20 protein-coding genes and 2 pseudogenes are annotated in these 21,071 nt (G+C 40.5%); 20 read left to right on the plus strand and 2 right to left on the minus strand.

The window, feature by feature from the left end:
• Positions 1-40: 40 nt before the first annotated feature.
• Complete coding sequence (locus tag MKY42_RS07990; RefSeq protein WP_339850261.1) at positions 41-241, plus strand: hypothetical protein; 201 nt, start codon at positions 41-43, stop codon at positions 239-241.
• Between the two features lie 42 nt (positions 242-283).
• Here the strand turns inward: MKY42_RS07990 and MKY42_RS07995 are convergent, their stop codons facing one another.
• On the minus strand, positions 284-988 hold the full coding sequence (locus tag MKY42_RS07995; protein WP_090894645.1) for a CAP domain-containing protein: 705 nt from the start codon (positions 986-988) through the stop codon (positions 284-286).
• 646 nt (positions 989-1,634) lie between these two features.
• Here MKY42_RS07995 and MKY42_RS08000 point away from each other — a divergent pair.
• The 15 genes and pseudogenes from MKY42_RS08000 (at position 1,635) to MKY42_RS08070 (ending at position 15,917) form a co-directional block, all read left to right on the plus strand.
• A pseudogene (locus MKY42_RS08000) lies at positions 1,635-2,190 on the plus strand (GNAT family N-acetyltransferase).
• A 123-nt stretch (positions 2,191-2,313) separates the two neighbouring features.
• A complete protein-coding gene (locus MKY42_RS08005) occupies positions 2,314-2,697 on the plus strand; it encodes a nuclear transport factor 2 family protein (protein WP_179265451.1) in 384 nt (127 codons plus the stop codon).
• Between the two features lie 192 nt (positions 2,698-2,889).
• The gene (locus MKY42_RS08010) at positions 2,890-3,657 is read left to right on the plus strand and encodes a nucleotidyltransferase domain-containing protein (protein ID WP_179265450.1); all 768 of its coding nucleotides are present in this window, start codon (positions 2,890-2,892) and stop codon (positions 3,655-3,657) included.
• A 227-nt stretch (positions 3,658-3,884) separates the two neighbouring features.
• Positions 3,885-4,214, plus strand: coding sequence for a protein tyrosine phosphatase (locus MKY42_RS08015; RefSeq protein ID WP_090894651.1), 330 nt, complete (start codon positions 3,885-3,887; stop codon positions 4,212-4,214).
• A gap of 231 nt (positions 4,215-4,445) precedes the next feature.
• Positions 4,446-5,159 (plus strand): metallophosphoesterase family protein, encoded by a 714-nt coding sequence (locus tag MKY42_RS08020; protein WP_090894654.1) that lies wholly within the window; start codon positions 4,446-4,448, stop codon positions 5,157-5,159.
• 241 nt (positions 5,160-5,400) lie between these two features.
• Positions 5,401-6,117: a ferritin-like domain-containing protein gene (locus tag MKY42_RS08025; protein ID WP_090894657.1), complete on the plus strand. Its 717-nt coding sequence runs from the start codon at positions 5,401-5,403 to the stop codon at positions 6,115-6,117.
• Positions 6,118-6,209: 92 nt separating this feature from the next.
• Complete coding sequence (locus MKY42_RS08030) at positions 6,210-6,992, plus strand: nucleoside phosphorylase (protein WP_179265448.1); 783 nt, start codon at positions 6,210-6,212, stop codon at positions 6,990-6,992.
• A gap of 198 nt (positions 6,993-7,190) precedes the next feature.
• A complete protein-coding gene (locus MKY42_RS08035; protein WP_111621536.1) occupies positions 7,191-7,655 on the plus strand; it encodes a VOC family protein in 465 nt (154 codons plus the stop codon).
• A 528-nt stretch (positions 7,656-8,183) separates the two neighbouring features.
• Positions 8,184-8,387 carry a DUF3024 domain-containing protein gene (locus tag MKY42_RS08040; RefSeq protein WP_256221936.1) on the plus strand — a complete coding sequence of 68 codons (204 nt, stop codon included), beginning with the start codon at positions 8,184-8,186 and terminating at the stop codon, positions 8,385-8,387.
• Positions 8,388-8,606: 219 nt separating this feature from the next.
• Entirely contained in the window at positions 8,607-9,251 is a 645-nt protein-coding gene (locus MKY42_RS08045; protein WP_339850275.1) for a DUF3885 domain-containing protein, read from the plus strand.
• Between the two features lie 161 nt (positions 9,252-9,412).
• A complete protein-coding gene (locus MKY42_RS08050; RefSeq protein WP_090894670.1) occupies positions 9,413-10,465 on the plus strand; it encodes a LacI family DNA-binding transcriptional regulator in 1,053 nt (350 codons plus the stop codon).
• Positions 10,466-11,073: 608 nt separating this feature from the next.
• Positions 11,074-12,036 (plus strand): ABC transporter permease subunit, encoded by a 963-nt coding sequence (locus MKY42_RS08055; protein ID WP_090894672.1) that lies wholly within the window; start codon positions 11,074-11,076, stop codon positions 12,034-12,036.
• 15 nt (positions 12,037-12,051) lie between these two features.
• The gene (locus tag MKY42_RS08060) at positions 12,052-12,936 is read left to right on the plus strand and encodes a carbohydrate ABC transporter permease (protein ID WP_090894674.1); all 885 of its coding nucleotides are present in this window, start codon (positions 12,052-12,054) and stop codon (positions 12,934-12,936) included.
• A 41-nt stretch (positions 12,937-12,977) separates the two neighbouring features.
• Complete coding sequence (locus MKY42_RS08065) at positions 12,978-14,603, plus strand: extracellular solute-binding protein (RefSeq protein ID WP_179265445.1); 1,626 nt, start codon at positions 12,978-12,980, stop codon at positions 14,601-14,603.
• Positions 14,604-14,645: 42 nt separating this feature from the next.
• Entirely contained in the window at positions 14,646-15,917 is a 1,272-nt protein-coding gene (locus tag MKY42_RS08070) for a Gfo/Idh/MocA family oxidoreductase (protein ID WP_339850282.1), read from the plus strand.
• Between the two features lie 72 nt (positions 15,918-15,989).
• On the opposite strand, the pseudogene MKY42_RS08075 reads toward MKY42_RS08070, so the two are convergent.
• A pseudogene (locus MKY42_RS08075) lies at positions 15,990-16,206 on the minus strand (transposase); the annotation flags it as partial.
• A 48-nt stretch (positions 16,207-16,254) separates the two neighbouring features.
• Between MKY42_RS08075 and MKY42_RS08080 the strand changes: the two are divergent.
• From MKY42_RS08080 to MKY42_RS08095, 4 genes are all read left to right on the plus strand, one after another.
• On the plus strand, positions 16,255-17,379 hold the full coding sequence (locus tag MKY42_RS08080) for a GntR family transcriptional regulator (protein WP_339850283.1): 1,125 nt from the start codon (positions 16,255-16,257) through the stop codon (positions 17,377-17,379).
• Positions 17,380-17,811: 432 nt separating this feature from the next.
• Positions 17,812-19,113 carry an ABC transporter substrate-binding protein gene (locus MKY42_RS08085; protein ID WP_179265444.1) on the plus strand — a complete coding sequence of 434 codons (1,302 nt, stop codon included), beginning with the start codon at positions 17,812-17,814 and terminating at the stop codon, positions 19,111-19,113.
• 76 nt (positions 19,114-19,189) lie between these two features.
• Positions 19,190-20,125: a sugar ABC transporter permease gene (locus MKY42_RS08090; protein ID WP_339850287.1), complete on the plus strand. Its 936-nt coding sequence runs from the start codon at positions 19,190-19,192 to the stop codon at positions 20,123-20,125.
• 17 nt (positions 20,126-20,142) lie between these two features.
• Positions 20,143-20,979: a carbohydrate ABC transporter permease gene (locus MKY42_RS08095; RefSeq protein WP_090894683.1), complete on the plus strand. Its 837-nt coding sequence runs from the start codon at positions 20,143-20,145 to the stop codon at positions 20,977-20,979.
• The last annotated feature ends 92 nt before the right edge of the window (positions 20,980-21,071 follow it).

Genomic DNA, 21,071 nt, shown 5'->3' on the forward strand with positions numbered 1-21,071 from the left:
TGGATCGTTCGCTTCATTTAATCAACCATCGCCCTCGGAAATGTCTGGGCTGGAAAACAGCTCACGAATCTTTCACAGAGGAACTGTCGCACTTGGTTTGACAATCTATCACGTAAAAACGGTAGGTGAAATTAATGCAAATAAGATGAATATGGATAATATTTACGATTTAATCCGGTTCGAGGAAACAAAACAACTGGTGGCGTATGCAGGATCTGTAAGTATCAAAAACCCGACATAAATTGCGGGCTTTTGATACTTTATTGTTGGGAGATGAAAGGCGCTACCCAGTAAATTCCTGGACCCATGTGTTGTTATAATAAGCAATACCGATATGAGTATAACTATTATTCAGTATATTTGCTTTGTGGCCAGGGCTATTCATCCACTCCTTCATAACCTGGGTAGGGGAGGTTTGCCCTTTTGCGATGTTTTCTCCAGCGGTATTATATGTGATCCCGAATTCCTTCATCATATCGAAGGGGGATCCATGTGTTGGCGAATTATGATCAAAGTAACTGTTGTTGTACATGTCCTGTGCCTTGACCATAGCCACATTTGACAATTCTTCATTCCTACTCAAGGAACTTAATCCTGTTTTGGCCCTTTCTTGATTGACTAGATCCATAACCTGCTGCTCAAAATCGGTTTTATCCGTAGTATTTTTTTTACCTTCCTGTACTTGTCCTGTTGGCTCCTTATTTTCAGGATTTCCTGCAGGTGCCTGGTTTACTGGATTTCCATCCGGTGTTCGAACCAGATCCAACAAATCTAATGGAATTCCATTTTGGGCTTCTTTTGTTGTAATAGATCTCTCTTGCCACGATGTAGCTGTTGATGATGCCTGTGTGAGGACAGAGTTTGGTGCAGCATGATCATGAATTGAAATTTGTTTTTGCTCAGGAGTCACTTGTTTTTGCATCATATTGTTATGGGACGAACAGCCTGCCACCAATAATAATATTATTAAAACGAAAAACTTTGCCATTTGACGACCTCCTAGATCCGTTAGTTAATGAAGTTCCCGGATTTATGTTTTCCTGTATGCCATTTACTTATTCCTAATATGCTTCTCTCCTTATCCAGTACTTTTTTATGATCGATACCGTTTAGATAGCCTTGTCTTTTTTTGTGTCTCGAGGAAAGCGTGTTGCGAATGGTTATGGATAAAGAAAGCCATATCGGGTCATAAATGCATCACGGGATGAATGATATCTATTTCAATGGGATTCCTGATGATTGGAGTATTTCGATGGATAATTGGGAGAATCTATTTCAAACTAATAGACAATTTTATAGAATATAAACCATATGCTGCATCATATAAAACAAACTGAAAGCAAATATTTGATAATTCGATGAAGCCAGAAACTGCGTTTAACACAGTATTCAAGCTGTAGGGCTATCGTCCCTTGATTGAAAGATGTATAATCATGGAAGAAATCTCAGTCAACAAACGCCCCAGCCTAAGATAAGAGCTATCTAAGGCCGGGGCGTTTCGTGAATACAAGAAAGTTATGAGAAATCATCGTAAATAAATTACAAGATAGGAACTGTATAATGCTACGCATTATATACAGTTATGGCTAAGTGCTTGAAATATTCGTTTTAACTAATCTTATGAGGTGGTTATTATGCAAATAAGAAAAGCAACGATTAATGATGCAGAAGGCATTGCAAAAGTTTATGTGGATAGTTGGAGAACAACTTACAAAGGTATTATTCCAGATGAATTCTTATATAATCTATCATATAAAAAAAAGAACTGAATTATGGATTAAAAATATTGAAAGAGAAGATAATTTTGTAGTTATAGCAGAAAACCCAGAAGGAGAAATTATTGGATTTGCAGATTCTTGGAAGAGAGAAACAAATATAGTAGCCAATTCTAGTGATTTAACATCTATATACATACTTAAGGAATATCATGGAAGAGGTTTAGGGAAAGAATTACTTAAACAACTGTTTCTACAATTTAAATTTTTAGGCTATCAAAAGATATTTGTTGAAGTTCTAGAAGATAATAAGACACGATATTTCTATGAACATTATGGAGCTAAATTATGTAAATCAATTCAAATAATAATCGGAGGAAAAGTTCTAAATGAATTAATTTATGAATGGGATAACATTGATGAGGTTTTAGCGAAATTCAGTAGAACGGAAGCGGACTCAGGCGACAACCACTGAGAGGCTAGGTCCTGACGGACCCAGTCGCTACGTTCCTTTGAGCCTCTCGGATTCGTGAATACAGAAACGTTATCTGAAATCAGGACAAATATATAATATCAAAATCTAGGAGTGTGATTCGACTTGGAGAACTCAAATTTAAAAGATCTTATTGAAAAATACCTGAGCGCATATAACACGTTTAACATTGATGGAATGATAGGAGTTTTAAATGAAAATATTCATTTTCGAAACTTTTCTAAAGGTGAAGTGAATTCGGAAACAAAGGGGATTCAGGAATTTCGCACATTAGCAGAGCAGTCAATTCAGGTATTTTCTCAAAGGCGTCAAGTAATAAAGAACATTACTTTTGCAGGAGATAAAGCAGAGGTTGACATTGATTATGAGGGAGTATTGTCCAGTGATCTCCCTAATGGAATGAAAGCAGGAGAAACATTAAAACTTCAAGGGAAATCAATATTTCAAATGAAAGATAAGAAGTTAATACTGATTGAAGATCATAGTTGAAACATTATTGAAAGTTATTCATAGATTACCCTGAAAATTAGATAACAATATATTCACGCATCGGGCATACGCCCTCGGTCCAGCAGAAGCATTTCAGGGAAGCGGAGAAAGCCGGACACACCTGACATGCGTCAGGCATCGTGAATACAGAAACGTTAGCCAAAAGAATTTCTTAGTTTAGGAGGAGTCTATATGATATTAGAAAAAGTTATAAATAGAATTGTAATACAAAGTGAATATAAGGATTTAGTTGATAAGTATATAGATCATATACTTGCCGAATTTAAAGGTAAGATTCATAGCATTTATATGTGTGGCTCGATTCCAAAAGGAACGGCTAAACCTTTTAAGTCAGATGCAGACTTTACTATTGTATGTGTAAATCCCAAAGATATTGATTACGAAAGATTGTCAAATATTAAAGACAGGCTTTTGAAAGAATATCCAGTAGTAACTAAGATTGATACGATAATTTGCTCGATTGACGATGTATTAAGTAAACCGAATGAGTGGGGTTTTTGGGTTAAGATCATTTGTGTTTGCCTATATGGTCATGACATTGGTGAAAAAGTACCACCGATCATTATTTCTCCAGAGTTCATTTTAGACTTAAATACAGAGACCAAGGAGGAAGTAAATCGTATACATCGTTTACTTTCTAATGCTAGTGATAACACAATGAAAACTAGGTATATTAAAGGGTATTCGAAGAGATTAATTCGTGCATTATACTCTTTGGTTTTAGAAGATACAGGGGTATGGCAAGATGACATGATTAAGATGAAGAATGCCATATTAAACTATTGTGAGATTGACTCTGCTTTAGTTGATTATCTGTATGCTTGTTACTTGGATAGTAATGTACTTGTTGAAGAGTTTCTGGGAATTGCAGATGAAGTAAATAGCTATTTGGAGAACGCTTTAAATGCAATGGCTGCTTCCAGAACTTCCTTCGACTAAAAAATATTGACGATCCGGGTCACTCTGAGAAGCGAATGACCAAATTCAGCCCCTAAGCCCGTCGGGACGTCACTGCATTAGGTGTTCGGCAAGCCTCACAACTATAAGCAGCGACTCTAAGGGGCCAGGACATCGTCAATACAAAACGTTATAAGAAATCGGGATAATTGCTTAAATTCAGGTGCTATAATAAAACAAAAAAATAGATATGAGATAGGTGACGAAGCATTAAATTACTATTTATTTGTAGTCGAAACAAATGGCGCAGCTTAACAGCAGAGAAGATTTTTGATGGATACAATGGATATCAAGTGCGATCTGCTGGAACAGAAGAGGGAGCTAGAATTAGAGTCACTGAAGGACACGTTGGATGGGCAGAAATGATTTTTGTAATGGAGAAAAAACATGTAAGAAGACTTAAAGATAAATTCTCAAATAAACTAATAAACAAACGTTTGGTATGCTTAAATATATCGGATGATTATGAATATATGGATGAAGAATTAATAGAGATATTGAAATCTAGACTATCGGAATACGTTGAAGTACCAGAATAATAGTTAAGAACAAAAGCAACTGAGTACGAAAAAAGAGCATTTTGTAAGTAGCTCAAGGGGGCCCCCGACATCTTATAACATAATATTCAGGCAGCGGCTCCGATGGAGCCTTGGTCTTCGAGAAGGGATTCGGAGAAGCATTTCAGCAGACAACTCCTTTGGGGTTCATGAATACAGGAACGTTAACTGAAAACCCCAAGAACTAAAAACATTGATAAAATAGGAGATTCTATGAAGCGTACAATTATGATTAGCGATATTCATGGATGTATCGATCAGTTAGATCAGATATTGCAACTTACCGAATACAACTCTACTAAGGATAAGTTGATTTTGCTAGGTGATTATGTAGATAGAGGGCCTAACAGTAAAGAAGTAGTTGATAAAGTAATCCAACTAGTAATGAATCATAACGCAATTGCCTTACGAGGTAATCATGACCAACGATTAGTTGATTTGATAAACAGTGATAGCGTAACGGTAAGATCAAAGTTTCTAGAACACGGAGGGAAACAAACGCTCCAAAGTTATTGTGATATAAATAATGAAGAAATATCTGATGAGATCCTGAACCAGGCGATAGAATTTATAAAAACTCATTATTATCATCACATTGACTATATAAGTAAACTACCTTTTTATCACGAAGACAAAGATCACATTTATGTTCACGCCGGTTTGAATCCCAATTTTATTGATTGGAAGAACCAGCCTGAACATGACTTTATGTATATTAAGGATGAATTTATTCGAGCTAGCTTTGATCTAAACAAAAAAATTATTTTTGGGCATACAAAAACAATAGACATCCATGGCACATCAGATATTTGGTTTAGTGATGACAAGATAGGAATCGATGGCGGATGCGCATATGGGATGCAATTAAATTGTTTGATTTTCCAAGAAGGATCCTATATTACAGAACAGATAAAGGTTTTGAAGTGATATGAATAATTTGGAAGATATTACCTAACACCATATTCATGCTTCGAGTCATTCGGCCCTTGGTCCGGCAGGAGTTAGATGAGGATTCGGAGAAGTAATTGGCAGCAGCAGGGAAGTGGAATCAGCCGGACACCTCCAACTCCCTACCACATCGCGGCCGTCATTCGGGCTTAAGGGAGTTGGACGTCGTGAACACACGAAGATTATCTGACATAAACCTATTACATTTTAGGAGCAAATAATGAATATCACTTTCTCGAAATGGGTGCAATATTATCGAAGAAATAATCAAAATCTCAAATATATTCATTGGGATGACAACTATAAATTAACAACTAATGAAAGAGAAATAATCATTAAGTCAATTCAACAGTTTCAATTAGGAGAAAACTCTGAAGGTAAATATCTAATTAAACGTGCGCAAGAATATGTACATCAGACACAAGATCAGGATTACTATGAAGCACTTATAGAATTCATTAAAGAAGAACAGAGGCACGCTAGAGATCTAGGCAGATTTATGAAGGTACAGGGAATCCCACTTCTTCGTAGACATTGGGTGGACAATGTATTTAGAAGATTACGTCGATATGCGAGTCTAGAGCAATCAGTCATTGTTCTATTAACTGCTGAGATCATTGCTAAGTTGTACTATAAAGCCTTGCAAAAATCTACAAAGTCAGAAGTATTAATAGATTTATGTAATCAGATTTTAAGTGATGAAGAGAAACATGTTCAGTTTCAATCCGAAACACTTCAACAATTTGCTCAAAATAGAAGCGCTCTCTTTAACAGAATAGTTTATATCCTTCGTAGAATCCTTTTTGAAGGAACGCTAATTATAGTGTGGTATCAACATAAGTCTGTATTTAAAGCTGGAGGATATAAACTCAAAAGTTATTACTATGAATGCCGTCATGAGTTTAACTTAACAAAGAAGATTATAGCTAATTCATAGTAGAGGTTGGGACGTCGTGAATACAGTAACGTTATATGTAATAGCCGCAAAGAAATAATAAAAAAATTTAATTCCTTTGGAGGTAAGTTGAGATGGAGAGCAAAAAAATTGATAGTAAAGAATTCCCGATATTGGAATTTGATGAATCGCGAGTTGCAATAATAGAAGCAACTAATTTTATCAATCCAAAAGAAGAATTTGAATACTGTGTCATAACATTTTTTAGAGATGTAATTGAAAAGATGAAAACGGAGGGAAAGTTGAAAGAAGTTGCATGTCTACATTGCGAGACTGTAGATTTGCCAATATATGAAACATATTATCAAGGAAAAAAAGTACATATTACTTTGGGGTATTTAGGAGCTGCAGGTTCAGCAGGATTCTTAGAAGAACTGATAGCCTATGGTTTTCAGAAATTTATAGTGTGTGGTGGTGCAGGTGTATTACAAAAAGACATTGCTGTTGGACATGTAATAGTACCAGATTCTGCAGTGAGAGATGAAGGGGTATCATACCATTACATTAAGCCATCAAGAGAAATTGAATGTAATCTAGAGGTATTAAAAATCATAGAGGACGATTTTAATATACATAATATAAGGTATATAAAGGCCAAAACTTGGACGACAGATTCATTTTACAGAGAGACTAAAGAAAAGGTTGAGTTGCGGAAAGCAGAAGGGTGTGTAACTGTAGAAATGGAAGCAGCAGCATTTATGGCTGTTTCACAATTTAGAAATGTGAAATTAGGTATTATCTTGTATGGCGGTGATGATTTAAGTGGTGTTGAATGGGATAGTCGAAGTTGGAATAGCAGATCAGAAATAAGATTAAACCTTGTTCAAATATCATTGCGGATATGCAGTGCTTTATAAATGGAATAGCTATAATCCATTGATTAATTATTAAAAGGGAAATGCTAATAGACAACCAAGAGTTAAATGTAAATATGAAGGTGGATACAATATATAACAACGTATTCACGCTGTTGGCCCCTAACGTGGCTTAAGTCGGTGGGGCGTCGGGAATACACCAACGTTATCTGAAACCGGCAAGATTGAAAGGAGAAAAACATGATACTTGGATTGTATGAAGCACATTTACCAGTGAGCAACTTACAGCAATCAATCGAATTTTATTCTAAATTAGGATTAGAGCTGGCCTGGAGAGATGAAGATACAGCTTTCTTCTGGATTGAAAAAGACAAGAGTTGGGTGGGTCTATGGCAAGGCGAAGAGTATATGACTTCTTATCATCCATCATTGAGGCATATAGCATTTCGAGTGAGTTATGAAGATCTTCGAGACAGTGTGAAATGGCTTCAAACAATTGAAATAGAGCCAGTTCCATTTGGAAAAAGAGATTCAATAAATCCATTTGTCAGGCCTAATCAGGGAAATGCCTCAGTCTACTTCAATGATCCAGATGGAAACAGTTTAGAATTAATGTGTTTTGTAAGTGTCCCTGAAAACTTAAAGAATATATCCAATAAATTATCAATAGAAGAGTGGGAAGACCTTTTGAAAGAGATGAATTAAAGAACTTATTTATTGGGATGTTTCAAAAGAAGTGCCGGCATCAGATGACATCATGCACAGGAGGAAGCGCCACGGCTATGCAATCGTGGCGCTTTTTGGCGTGCATCACACAGCGTAGCAATGGTGGATGCACGCAAATTTTGGCATCACGGTGCAGCGATCGTGATGCACCAAGTGCTGCCATCACGGAAGTGTGCTCGTGATGGCAGCATGAGCACCGCGCTAATGCACGCGGTGCAACCCCGTGAGGAGCTGCCCCATCAGGCGCAGCACCTCATCCTCACACGGCTTGCATTGCATAAGCCGCGTCCCGTTTTACCTTTTACAAGTAAAGCATCATTTAAATCGGAGAAAACAACATGATATAATCAAAGCAAAACGGATCAAGGCATGAGAGTTAGAGAGCATGGATGATTTTACGAAGAAACGCATTCAAAAGATTATGGACCATTACACTGAAAATGCGTGGGCTGAGCATGTGAAAAATAAAGATCGGTTACAAAATCAGAGGTAACCATGTGACGTTGATTGAAGAATGACAAGCCTTTCAAAGCGGATCGATGGGTACAGATGCCGGTAGCACAGTTCAGATTGGATGAGAAGGCAAGGAAAGTGTATTGGCAGGACAGTAAAGGCAAGTGGCATTTCATCGATGATATCGAACAGAACGAAGATTTTGAAACACAGCTCAAGATCGTGGACGAAGGTCATAATGGAATGTTCTGGGGTTAATTTGAAGAAAAATAATACACTAAGACATAAAAGGCTTAATCGTGAAGGCAGACTTCGTGCAGCAAAATCATGGTTACGTACGTATAACGGAAAAAACATTGTCAAGCAAAATATAACTCCCTTTTACTCAGATTACTGGGGGGATATGGGATTAAGAATGATAGAGACATCGAATTTCGTTAAAGAGATTCAAACAAGGTTTGAAATGGAGGCCACAGAATGGACCTAAAGACGTACCTGGCAGAGCATTTCCCAAACCTGACCTTAGAACCGCCTCTTTTCTATAATTGGCATACTTCAATGCGATTCGAACTTGGCAATCCTCTGATGTTTGGAATAAATAAGGAGCATTACATGGAACGAGTGTATCATCGATCGCTTGAATTATTTAAGGCTCTTCATGATCAAGAAGATGAGGTTCTATTAATAAATCAAGCTTATTTTGCAGATAAGCCTAAACACAAAGTGAAGAAATTGAACCTGTACAGGAAATATATCAAGAAGAAAGAGCCGATTAGAGCCTTGAGACTTGAGATACTTCCAGATTTGGATTGTGAACCGGATGAAACCCCAGATCCAAGGAACAACATGTACAGGTACTGGACAAAATGTAGAATTGAGGACTTAAAATATGGTCAGTTAATCAAAGCGATATGTAATCATGATGCTGGCATTAAGCCAATGATCTATCATAGGGTGTATTTCATTAATATAAGTAAGAAAACGATATTTCATATCTATGATGATAGAGGTTGCGATGTTATTTCAGCATCAAGAGAAGCGCTAACGGATATCTATAAAGAATATAACGATTGGATTCTAGATTATGATCGAGAACGTATTAACAACGTATTTCTGGGATAGTGCGAGTATTGATCTACGTGATTGATTATTGAAAATATTTCCATCTAATAAATCGGTCTAAGTCATATTTAATTGACGCCAAAATATTACAATATTATGATATGATCATTGCTAAACATAAATTTTGGCTCCAAATGAAGAGAGCGAGGTGAGGTGCTGTAATGCCAAAATTAAAAGATATCGCAGAACGTGTAGGCGTATCCATATCAACGGTCTCGCGTGCGATCAGCAATGATACCAATCGACCGGTCAATGAAGGGACAAAGCGAAAAATTAGGGAAGCTGCTCTTGAGTTGGGATACATTTTGGATGAATCCTCCAAAGCTATTGGCAAAGAGAATACCTCAGCCAAACGGATAGCTTGTATCGTGCCACAGATTTTGATGGATGATCATCCGTACTTTTCACAGGTACTGACTGGTTTTCACGTTAAAATGACGGAACTGGGGCTGCCTCCAGCAATTGTCCGCACTTGCGAAGAACTTAGTGACGCCGAACGGATAAAGATGATGCTTCAGGAAACGGGTACTCAAGGTATAGTCGCAATCAGCTGGTACGATGAAAAATTGTTTGAGATGCTTGAGCAAGAGAATATCACTGTATTGGGTGTAAGTCTCAATGACGAAAGGCTTACTGTACCGGTCGTTGACTGTGACCGAATATTTTCTGCCCGCACAGCAGTCCGTCATTTGATCGAGCAAGGCCATACCCGGATTGGGTTTATCGGTGGCCCCGCATATTCGGAACAAATAGAGAGCGAAGAAAGGTATGTCGGTTATAAATTTGCCATGCTGGAAGCAAACCTGAATCTGAATGAACATTGGATTATCAACACCAACTGGAATGTGAATCTCAGCTACAGCAGACTGACGGATCTCCTGACCGAGACGCCCAAGTCTGATTGGCCAACGGCAATTTTTTGTGCAAGTGATATGCTCGCTATTCCTGCCATGCGGGCAGTTGTTGAACAAAATGGCCGTATTCCTCAAGATATAGCATTCGTGGGCATGGATAATATTTCTATGGCGCAGTATACGACACCACCTCTGACGTCCGTGCAAGTTCCAAAATATGAAATCGGCAAAGTGGCAGCGCAACTAATTAACGATTATCTGGAAGGACGTTATTCATCTCTCCATAAAGTTTTGTTGCCCAGCACCCTTATTGTGAGGGAATCATCTGTTTATGATCGTACAAATCGTACAAATGACTAGTTAGTTGTGTGATATTATATTACATATGAATCCAGATAACTTTAATATAAAACCTGCGAGAAATGCATCCGCGTGGGTTTTTCTTGTCTTTTTAGCCAAAAATGATCCAAATAAAACCAAAAAAATGTTTGACAACCGTCTGTGGGCTATATTATGATGTATGAAATTAAGCATTTGGCTTTATTTTCTATGTTTTTGGATTTAGCCAGCAGCTAAGATTATATCTTAAACCACATTTTTGATTGCGTTTCCACACCCCTTTAAATCAATGTTTATATAAAATAAACAAGAATCCTCTAAAACTCTTACAACCTATTATCCAAACTGATTCCTTTCAATTTACATAAAATATACTCCAAACTAGAACCGAATATATATCCAAATATATATCCAAAAAAAACAAATCCTTTTGCGTTAGATGATGAAGTCATCTATTAACGCTATTCACTCACTTTGTGTAACAACTTCTAACATATAAGTACTTTAAATCAAATCTTAGAAATCAAAAAAGAAAGGTGGGAACTGCTTCGAGCGGCGTAAGCGCTGGTGGTAACACAAAGACATTTTGCCAGGCAGAATTGTAGTGACAATTCCAGGGGGGGATGTTCATGGCCAATACAACTGTACAACCTGCAATGAATGCAGTACATGAAAAGAAGAAAAGAAGACGTCAAAAGTGGAACCCGATTTTACGAAATTGGCAGCTTTATTTGTTAATCTCGCCAGTTGTTGCTTATTACCTTGTCTTTCAGTACTTGCCGATGTATGGCATTCAAATCGCATTTAAGGATTTCATTGCAACGAAGGGAATCTGGGGAAGTCCCTGGGTCGGTTTTGAACATTTTGAACGTTTTTTTCACAGTTATTTCTTCTGGAGATTAATTAAAAATACGCTTGGACTTGGGTTGTACAGCTTGGCGGTAGGTTTTCCAGTCCCTATCATTTTGGCGCTTCTGATGAATGAGGTAAGGGCGGAAAAGTTTAAAAAATTTGTTCAGACCATAACCTATGCGCCGCACTTCCTATCAACCGTCGTGGTCGTAGGTATGATGATGATGTTTTTATCGCCGCGATACGGAATCATTAATCACTTCATTGGTATGTTTGGCGGTAATCCCATTAATTTCATGTCTGAGCCATCCTGGTTCAAGACCTTATTTGTGATGTCGGATGTATGGCAGACCATGGGCTGGAGCTCGATTATTTATTTGGCGGCATTAGCCGGCGTGGACTCTCAGCTTCATGAAGCAGCGCGAGTGGATGGGGCAACCCGGTTGCAGCGGATATGGCATATTAATATACCGAGTATTATGCCGACAATTATCATTTTGTTCATTTTAAATATCGGAAGCATCATGGGTATTGGTTTCGAGAAAGTCCTGCTGATGCAGAACACACTGAATTTAGAAACCTCGGACATTATCTCTACCTACGTTTACCGGAGCGGGATACAAGATGCTGAATACAGCTTCTCGGCGGCGATTGGTCTGTTTAACTCCATAATCAATTTCATCTTATTAGTTACTGTTAACCAGATCTCAAAACGTATGAGTGAAACGAGCCTATGGTAAGGGAGTTGCTGATGCATGCTTGTTGAATCGAGAGGAGATCGTATTTTTAATGGGATTAACCACCTTTTGTTAATTATCATTACGCTCATTGTAATCTACCCGCTTGTTTTTGTGTTAAGTGCTTCGTTCAGTGATCCGCAGGCCGTCCTGCGTGGTGAAATGTTCCTATGGCCCAAGGGGATCAATCTCCATTCTTACGAGAAGATTTTTCAGAACAAAGATATCCTCAGAGGTTATTCCAATACACTGATTTATACGTTAGTGGGGACACTGATTAATCTCGTCATGACGATTCTGGCGGCATATCCGCTATCCCGGAAGGATTTTATAGGCCGCAATGCCATCATGGCCCTGTTTGTTTTCACGATGTTCTTCAGTGGCGGATTAATTCCAACCTATATGCTGATCAAAAACCTTGGCATGTTAAACACATTGTGGGTCATGATCATTCCGAATGCCGTTTCGATCTGGAACATCATCATTATGCGGACATTCTTCCAGCAATCGATTCCAAATGAGTTGCATGAGGCGGCGACGATTGATGGCTGCTCCAATATTCAAACGTTAACCCGGATTATCCTGCCTTTATCCATGCCCATTATAGCGGTGACGATTCTGTTCTATGCTGTTGGGCACTGGAACGCCTTCTTTAACGCAATGTTGTATCTGTCAGACAAGAACAAATTTCCACTTCAACTCATTTTGCGGGAGATTCTGATTCAAGGCCAGACGAACGATATGGTCAAAATGTCAACCGAGTCTGCGATTAAGCAGCAAAGGGAAGTGGAGGGCATTAAATATGCTGTACTCGTCGTTGCCAATATACCGGTGCTCCTGCTTTATCCTTTCCTGCAAAGATATTTTGTTAAAGGCGTAATGATTGGTGCCATTAAGGGATGAATCCTTGTATGGCTAACGATGGGACAAAGGGAGGAATAAGAATGACGCTCAAAAAGTGGGGGAGTATCGCTCTGGTTTGTATGATGTCCGTTTCGATGCTTGCCGGGTGCAATTCTACGGATACTGATCCGGGAAGTACCAAAGATAAAGGAGCTGCCAATGGCAAAGTCAATGCGAGCGGATTTCCGATCGTAAATGACACCATTACAGTGAGCGGATTTGCCGGGAAGTTTTTTGCCAATGCGGACTGGAATGATCTCAGACTCTGGAAAGAGTATGAGAAAATGTCCAATGTTCATATCCAGTGGGATACGGTGCAGAAGGATAATTTGAAGGAAAAACGCAATCTCCTTCTGGCAGGCGGCGCTTACCCGGAGCTGTTCTACGCCTCGGCGTTTTCCAGATCGGATCTGCTGAAATACGGCAAGCAAGGTGCATTCATTCCTCTGAATGATCTGATCGACCAATACGCGCCTAACTTTAAGGCTCTGATGAAGAAATATCCGGTTATTGGCAAAGGGATTACGATGCCGGATGGTAACATATATGGGCTGCCAACCTTGTATGATCCGGAATTCAAGTCGGTTCTGTACGGAACACCTTGGGTGAAGAAAGAGTGGCTTGATAAATTAGGTTTGCAGGAACCGCAGACATTAGATGACTTCTATAATATGTTGAAAGCATTTAAAGAAAAGGACCCGAACGGCAACGGGCAAAAGGACGAGATTGCTTGGGGCGGTGTGGGAACGAATGGTGTGGTGAACTACCTGAGAGGTTCATTTGGGTTGAATAATCATGGCACCTCCAACATTAACATTGATACAGACCCTCAGACAGATAAAGTACGCTTTATTCCAACCGATCCCCAATACAAGGAGCTGCTGCAGTTCGTGAATAAGCTCTACAAGGACGGATTGCTCGAGCAGGACATTGTATCTGTTAAGAGTACCGAAGTGGATGCTAAAGGTATGGAAGGCCTGATCGGAGTCGTTGATAATGTCGATCCGGTTGCGATATACAATCAGCAAGGTTATGTTGGCATGCCCGTACTGAAGGGTCCTCATGGCGATCAGACATACAACGCCTATGGTTCTCCACTCGGTAATATCGGGATGTTCGTACTGACAGATAAAGCCCAAAATCCAGAGGCCATGATCCGTTGGATGGATTATTTCTACAGCGATGAAGGCATCAAGACGTTCTTCATGGGCTGGAAAGATGAGACGTATAAAGAAGACGCAGACGGTAACGTAGACTATGTCGACAATATCAAAAACAACCCGGATGGCCTTAATCTGGACCAGGCGGTAGGTCAATACCTGATCTGGCCGGGTGGATACTACCCTGGTTTTGTGAAGCAGAAATACTTCAAGGGTGCTGAAGGTCTGCCAACTTCGGTTGATAATGCGAAAAAAGCAGAGTCTCACATCTTACCACAAGATCAAATTTGGCCTCCATTTAATTTCACACAGGAAGAGCAGCGAGATCTGACCACTTTCCAGACAGATATTGAAACGTATGTAGATGAAATGCGTGACAAATTCATTACTGGAAATGAATCCTTTGACAATTGGGATCAGTATGTGGCAGCTCTCCAAAAGATGGGCGTAGAACGATATGTAGCCATCTATCAGTCAGCAGCAGACCGTTATACCCAAGCGGATTAAAAGGTTCATCCGTAATTTCAGATCATAAAGGAGTGAACAAATATGAGTCAACTGAAAGCAGTCCTGATTGGAGCGGGTGCGAGGGGAGCGGGTGGCTATGCACCCTATGCACTTGATTATCCGCATGAGCTTACCTTCGTTGCAGTTGCGGAAGCCGATCCAGTGAGGAGAGCAAGATTTGCTGAGAAGCACGAGATTCCGCCGGAACACTGTTATGAGACTTGGGAGCCCCTGTTGGCTGAACCTAAGCTGGCTGATATTGCGGTTATTTGTACACAGGACAGAATGCATTATGGCCCAACGATGCAGGCTTTAGATAAGAAATATCATGTCATGCTGGAGAAGCCGATGTCACCTGATCCAAAGGAATGTCTTGAGATGGAACAAGCGGCCAGAGATAATGACCGGCTGTTGACGATCTGTCATGTGCTGCGGTACACACCGTTCTGGAATACAATCAAGAGGGTGATACAAGAAGGGCGTATCGGAGAAATTGTCTCCATTCAGTTGAATGAGAATGTGGGTTACTGGCATATTGCCCACAGCTTCGTGCGAGGAAATTGGAACAATTCCAACACATCCAGCCCGATGATCCTGTCCAAGTCATGCCATGATATGGACGTATTATCCTGGCTCGTGGATCAGCCTTGCCTCAAGGTCAGTTCGTTCGGATCTCTTAAACATTTTCATGAAGGCAATGCACCGGAAGGTTCCGCTGATCGATGCTTGGATTGTGCTGTAGAACCAACCTGCGCGTATTCTGCACCAAGATTTTATTTGAGTGACCCGTTCAGGGGTTGGGCAGGACATTTTACACAGGAGCTGACGAAGCCGAATATCATACAGGGCTTGCGTGATACCGATTACGGCCGGTGTGTATACCGGAGTGACAATAATGTAGTAGATCATCAGGTCGTGAATATGGAATTTGAAGGAGGAGCTACGGCCATGTTCAGTATGTGCGGCTTTACATTTGAGCAGGAACGTAGAATCCAGATCATGGGTACGAAAGGAGAACTTCGCGGTGAGGAAGATCAAATTACGGTGTACGACTTTTTGACACATCAAAAAACAGAAATCACAATCCCTTCTCAAACCAGTGGTCATGGTGGGGGAGACAGCGGCATTGTGAGGAATTTTCTGGATGAGGTGCGTCACTATAACGGCCAGGAGAGCCTGACATCGGCTGCAGCTTCCGTCCGGAGCCATCTGATCGCATTCGCAGCTGAAAAGTCACGGCTGAACGGGGGCGAGTCTATCGATCTGAATGAATATGTCCGTCAGCTTATGGTGAAGGAAGAGCTATCTAAATAATCAGCAGTGTATCGATAAGCTGCCCCTCAAGGTATGAATATATTTTGAGGGACAGCTTTTTTACGCCTGTACAATCATCATGCCTCTAGGATGCACTCGACCTTCTTCACGGATCTTCACCACCATCCCATCCACTAAGATAAACAGGAATCGGCTGTCGACTAAGGGCCGGTTATTCCATGCCCCTTCCATAGGATCTAACTGTAAGCAGAGGTCTGACACAGTAGACTTGGAAAACGCCATGCCACAGAAGTTCGCCGGTAATCTGAGTAACTTTGCGAATTACTCCTTGTGTAATATACTTAGTATATTAATATTATGATGTCAGGGTGGTTTTGTGGAATTGCATTTATACGAGCAGATATATGTCTATATTGTACAAGAGATTAAAGAAGGTCGATTAAAAGAAGGAGACCGGGTCTCTTCTGAAAAAGAGTTGGCTGAACAATTTGGCGTCAGTCGTATTACATCTAAAAAGGCTCTGGAGAAATTGGCAGATTCTGGGGTTATTAAACGAATACAAGGAAAAGGATCATATGTGGCCGATGGTATAGTTGGAGGACAAGAACCGAAGCACTATTCAGAGGTGAAAACGACCTTGGTGCCTGAGGATGATAAGCGGTTAATCGGGTTTATTATACCGAATTTTTCTGACGAGTTTGGCCTACAACTTCTTAGATCGATGGAAAAGCGGAGTGCTGAGCATAATTATCAACTCATTATCAAGCGAACTTGCGGGGATCGGGATGAGGAAAAACGCGCGATCGACTTATTTATTGGTTTAGGCATCAAAGGATTAATCGTGACCCCCATTCATGGCCAACACTATAATTCGGAGCTGCTTCGACTTGTATTAGATCGGTTTCCAATTGTTTTAGCTGATAGATATCTAAAAGGAATTCCGGTTTGTTCCGTATACACAGACAATAAGAAAGCTGCCATGGATCTTACGCGTCATCTGATTAGCAAAGGTCATAAAAAAATTGCCTTTTTATCTCCGCCGGAAGAGAACACGTCAACATTGGAGGAAAGGCTGCTCGGATATACGTTTGCCTTCACCCAAGAAGGAATGAACTTGAACAAAGATTATGTATTGACGAACTTGAAGGGCACCCTTCCCATGAACATAAACGGAACAGCGATTGAAAGTGATAAAGAAACAGTAAAGCATTTTTTGAAACAACACCCTGATGTAAAGGCGTTTGTCGCGTCGGAATTTCTAATAGCTACCATGCTGGCTCAGGTCATCCACTCCATGGGGAAATCTCTGGAGGAATTCGAGATTGTTTGTTTCGACTCCCTGAACGATCACCTGGGTCAACCCATCTTCACTCATATTAAGCAGGATGAGAATCAGATGGGTGAATTGGCAGTGGATATGCTAATCTCTCAGTTGCATGGAACAGCAGTTCCCGAGCTGAACATTATTGAACATCGTATGGTCATAAAAAATAACAGGTAGGGTTAATACAAGCGCAGCTCAACAAAATCAAGCATTTTGTTAAAGGTGTCGAGAAGTCCCCAGGGGCTTATCGGCACTTTTTTTGATATCAGAAATATAAACTTTGAAGCATGGAGGACCTCCCAGACCTGGGAGCTTATCGAACCTTGAAACGTCGATTTATATATCTAATTATGGCCATACGTCATAAATATTTATGTCGTAATATTGCAATTGACATGCTTTATGATGTCATATTAATATACTTAGTATAACTGGTATAACCAGTAGAATTCTTATAAAAAATTCACTTCGTTCATCATTTTCTGATTTTAATAGTTCATATCATCAATCTTGTTAGCGCTTACATAAATCGTGGAACTATCAGAAAATGGAGTGGATTCTATAGGAATTCAAGTTAAACGAATGAATTTAACTTAAGGGGGACTTTGAATGAGGAGATCCAAAAAAATCGCATTTCCAATTCTTGTTTACTTTCTGGCTATGTCACTACTTGTAACCGCTTGCTCAACGAATGGAGGCTCAAGCGATCAGGCCGGAGAGGGGAATACAACGGTTACGATGTGGCATGGTCTTACCTCCATTGATTTAGATAATTTGAATAAAGTCGTGAAGGCATTTGAAGAGAAAAATCCTACCATTAAAATGAAATTGGTTTATACAGAATCCAGCGAGGGATCTGATCAGAAGCTGCTGACTGCAGTCGCAGGCGGCAATCCTCCTGACGTTGCACTTTTCGACCGGTTTAAGGTCGGTACTTGGGCTGCGCAAGGTTCTCTGACTGACTTATCCTCGATGGCAGCAGAATCCGGAATTCGCAAGGAAATGTATTATCCATTTGCGTGGGAGGAGTCCAGTTATCAAGGGAAGCTTTATGCCATGCCGATGGATACGGACTCTCGCTTGCTATTTTACAATAAGGATCATTTCAAAGAAGTAGGGCTGGATCCCAACAAACCACCACAAACGATTGCCGAGCTTGAAGCGGCCGCCGAAAAGTTAACCATCAAGGAAGGTAAACGTTTCAAACGGATCGGGTTCATCCCATGGTATTCGCAAGGCTGGCTGTATACTTGGGGATGGGCTTTTGGAGGAGAATTCCAGGACGCTTCCACCGGCAAAATTACCGCAAATGATCCTAAAGTCGTTGAAGCGCTGCAATGGATGACCGACTTCGGCAAAAAATACAATGTCGAGGATATTGCCGGATTCACAAGCGCAGCTGGCACGGAGGAAATGGATCCGTTCATTTCCGGTCAAGTCAGCATGAAGATAAGTGGAAACTTTACGGTGAAGGGTATCGAAAAATTTAAGCCGGATTTAAATTACGGTGTTGCACCAATACCGACCCCAACAGGTACTAATTTTACGACATGGTCGGGAGGCGGGTCCGCTATTATCCCTAAAGGCGCCAAGAACGTCGCTGCTGCTTGGAAATTCCTCGAATTCTTAGGGAAGGAAGAGGGGCAAACGTTATTAAACGCTGACTCTCAAATTTCCGTTATCGATTCGGTTAACGACAAATACGGTTACAAGGACGATCCGATTATGAAGGAATTTATTAATATTTTGCCCAATTCACACAACCGCCCGGTTATTCCTGAAGGACAGCTGTTGTGGAATGAGTTAGCTTCCGCAACGGAAAAGGCTACCCGCGGTAACGGTACTCCGAAAGAGAACCTGGATAGAGTAACAGAGACGGTTAATAAGGCTTTAGAAAAATACGACAAATAGGGTGCTCGGTAGGCAGGGAGTGAAGCGAACCTCTCTCCTTGCCTATTCATGAATGACTTTTGGAAGGAGAATGCACATGGCGAAACTAGCCGATTCAGCTCAAGTAAGCGCAATTCCATCGGCAAGGAAACGAGCACTCCACAGAACTAACGTGACTGGGTGGCTGTTTGCTTCACCTTGGGCTATAGGGCTGCTATGCTTTTATGCAATTCCGATGCTAATGTCCATCTACTTCAGCTTCACTACTTACAGCATTCTGCAGCCTGGTGAATTTGTCGGAATGAATAATTATAGAGATCTATTTCATGATCCTCTGTTTTGGAAATCCATATACAACACGATTTATTTTACCGTATTTTTTGTTCCATTAAGTATATTTTTCGGTGTGGCACTCGCTATGATGTTGAATATGAAGGTCAAGGGAATGGCTATATTCAGAACGATCTTTTTCTTACCTACTCTCGTGCCACAAGTGGCTCTGGCTGTACTGTGGATGTGGCTGTTACATCCAAACTTCGGATTGGTGAACGGGATGTTAGCGCATATCGGTATCGATGGGCCTTCTTGGCTTGGTGGTGAGGCGTGGTCCAAACCTTCGCTCATCTTGATGTCGCTTTGGGGTATTGGGCAAGCTGTCGTTATCTACCTTGCTGGACTAGGAGACATCCCTGATGAGTACTATGAAGCAGCACAAATCGATGGAGCTAACTGGTTTCAGAAAACGAGAAAGGTAACCCTGCCTTTGCTCACGCCCGTTATTTTCTACAACCTTGTCATGGGAATGATCGGTGCATTTCAACAGTTTACTCTTCCCTATACGTTGACCAAAGGGCAAGGAACTCCTGCAAATTCCATGACTTTTTACGTCATGTATTTATATGAGAACGGATTCAGGTATTTCAAAATGGGTTATGCCTCCGCAATGGCCTGGATCTTATTTATTATCGTCATGGCATTAACCGGAATTATTTTTATTACGTCTAAACGCTGGGTTCATTATCAAGGGAAATAAGGAGGAGGAAGTAAGGGATGAATCCTACCGCTATCAAAAGAATCAATCGTGCGTTAGCCTATGTATGTCTAATTATTGCTTCTGCATTTTTCATGATTCCGTTCATTTGGCTGCTTTCGACTTCTCTTAAACCACTCACACAAATCTTTACATTCCCACCAGAGTGGATTCCTCATCCAATTCTGTGGAGTAATTATTCCCGTGCCGTTGAGTATATCCCTTTCTGGACATATCTGAAAAACACGGCGATTATAACAATCGTTAGTACGCTTGGTGTGATCATATCCTGTCCCTTGGTTGCCTATAGTTTTGCCAAGTTAGAGTACCGTGGGAGAGGTTTACTTTTCTTTGTTACCCTCGCTGTTATGATGATTCCCGGACAGGTGACGATGATTCCTTTATTCCTGTTGTTTACTAAATTAGGTTGGGTAGGAACATCTCTTCCACTGATTGTACCCCAATTTTTTGGAGTGCCCATTTACATTTTTCTACTACGGCAGTTTTTCATGGGACTGCCTGATGCCCTGCGCGAAGCGGCCCGCTTAGACGGTGCTAGTGAGTTCCGCATATATTTACAGATCATGTTTCCACTAGCCAAATCCGCCGTTTTAGCGGTGGCATTGTTTCAATTTATGGGGAGCTGGACTGATTTCATGGGCCCCTTGCTCTATTTAACCAATGAACCATCTTACACGGTTTCGCTCGGATTGCAGCAATTTCAGAGTCAAAAGGGATCCGAATGGGGTCTATTAATGGCCGTATCCACCTTGATGACATTACCTATTATTGTTTTGTTCTTTTTCCTTCAAAAGACGTTTATTAGCGGCATTACATTTAGCGGTATAAAAGGTTGAACATCATTTGTATGAATAAAGCTCCAGCGATTCGGAACCTCAGTGTAGATGGAGCCTTGGCCTGCGAGATGGGTTTCGATGAGGCATGAGCA

The sequence above is a fragment of the Paenibacillus sp. FSL W7-1088 genome, assembly GCF_037969855.1.
In the GTDB taxonomy this organism is placed as follows: domain Bacteria; phylum Bacillota; class Bacilli; order Paenibacillales; family Paenibacillaceae; genus Paenibacillus.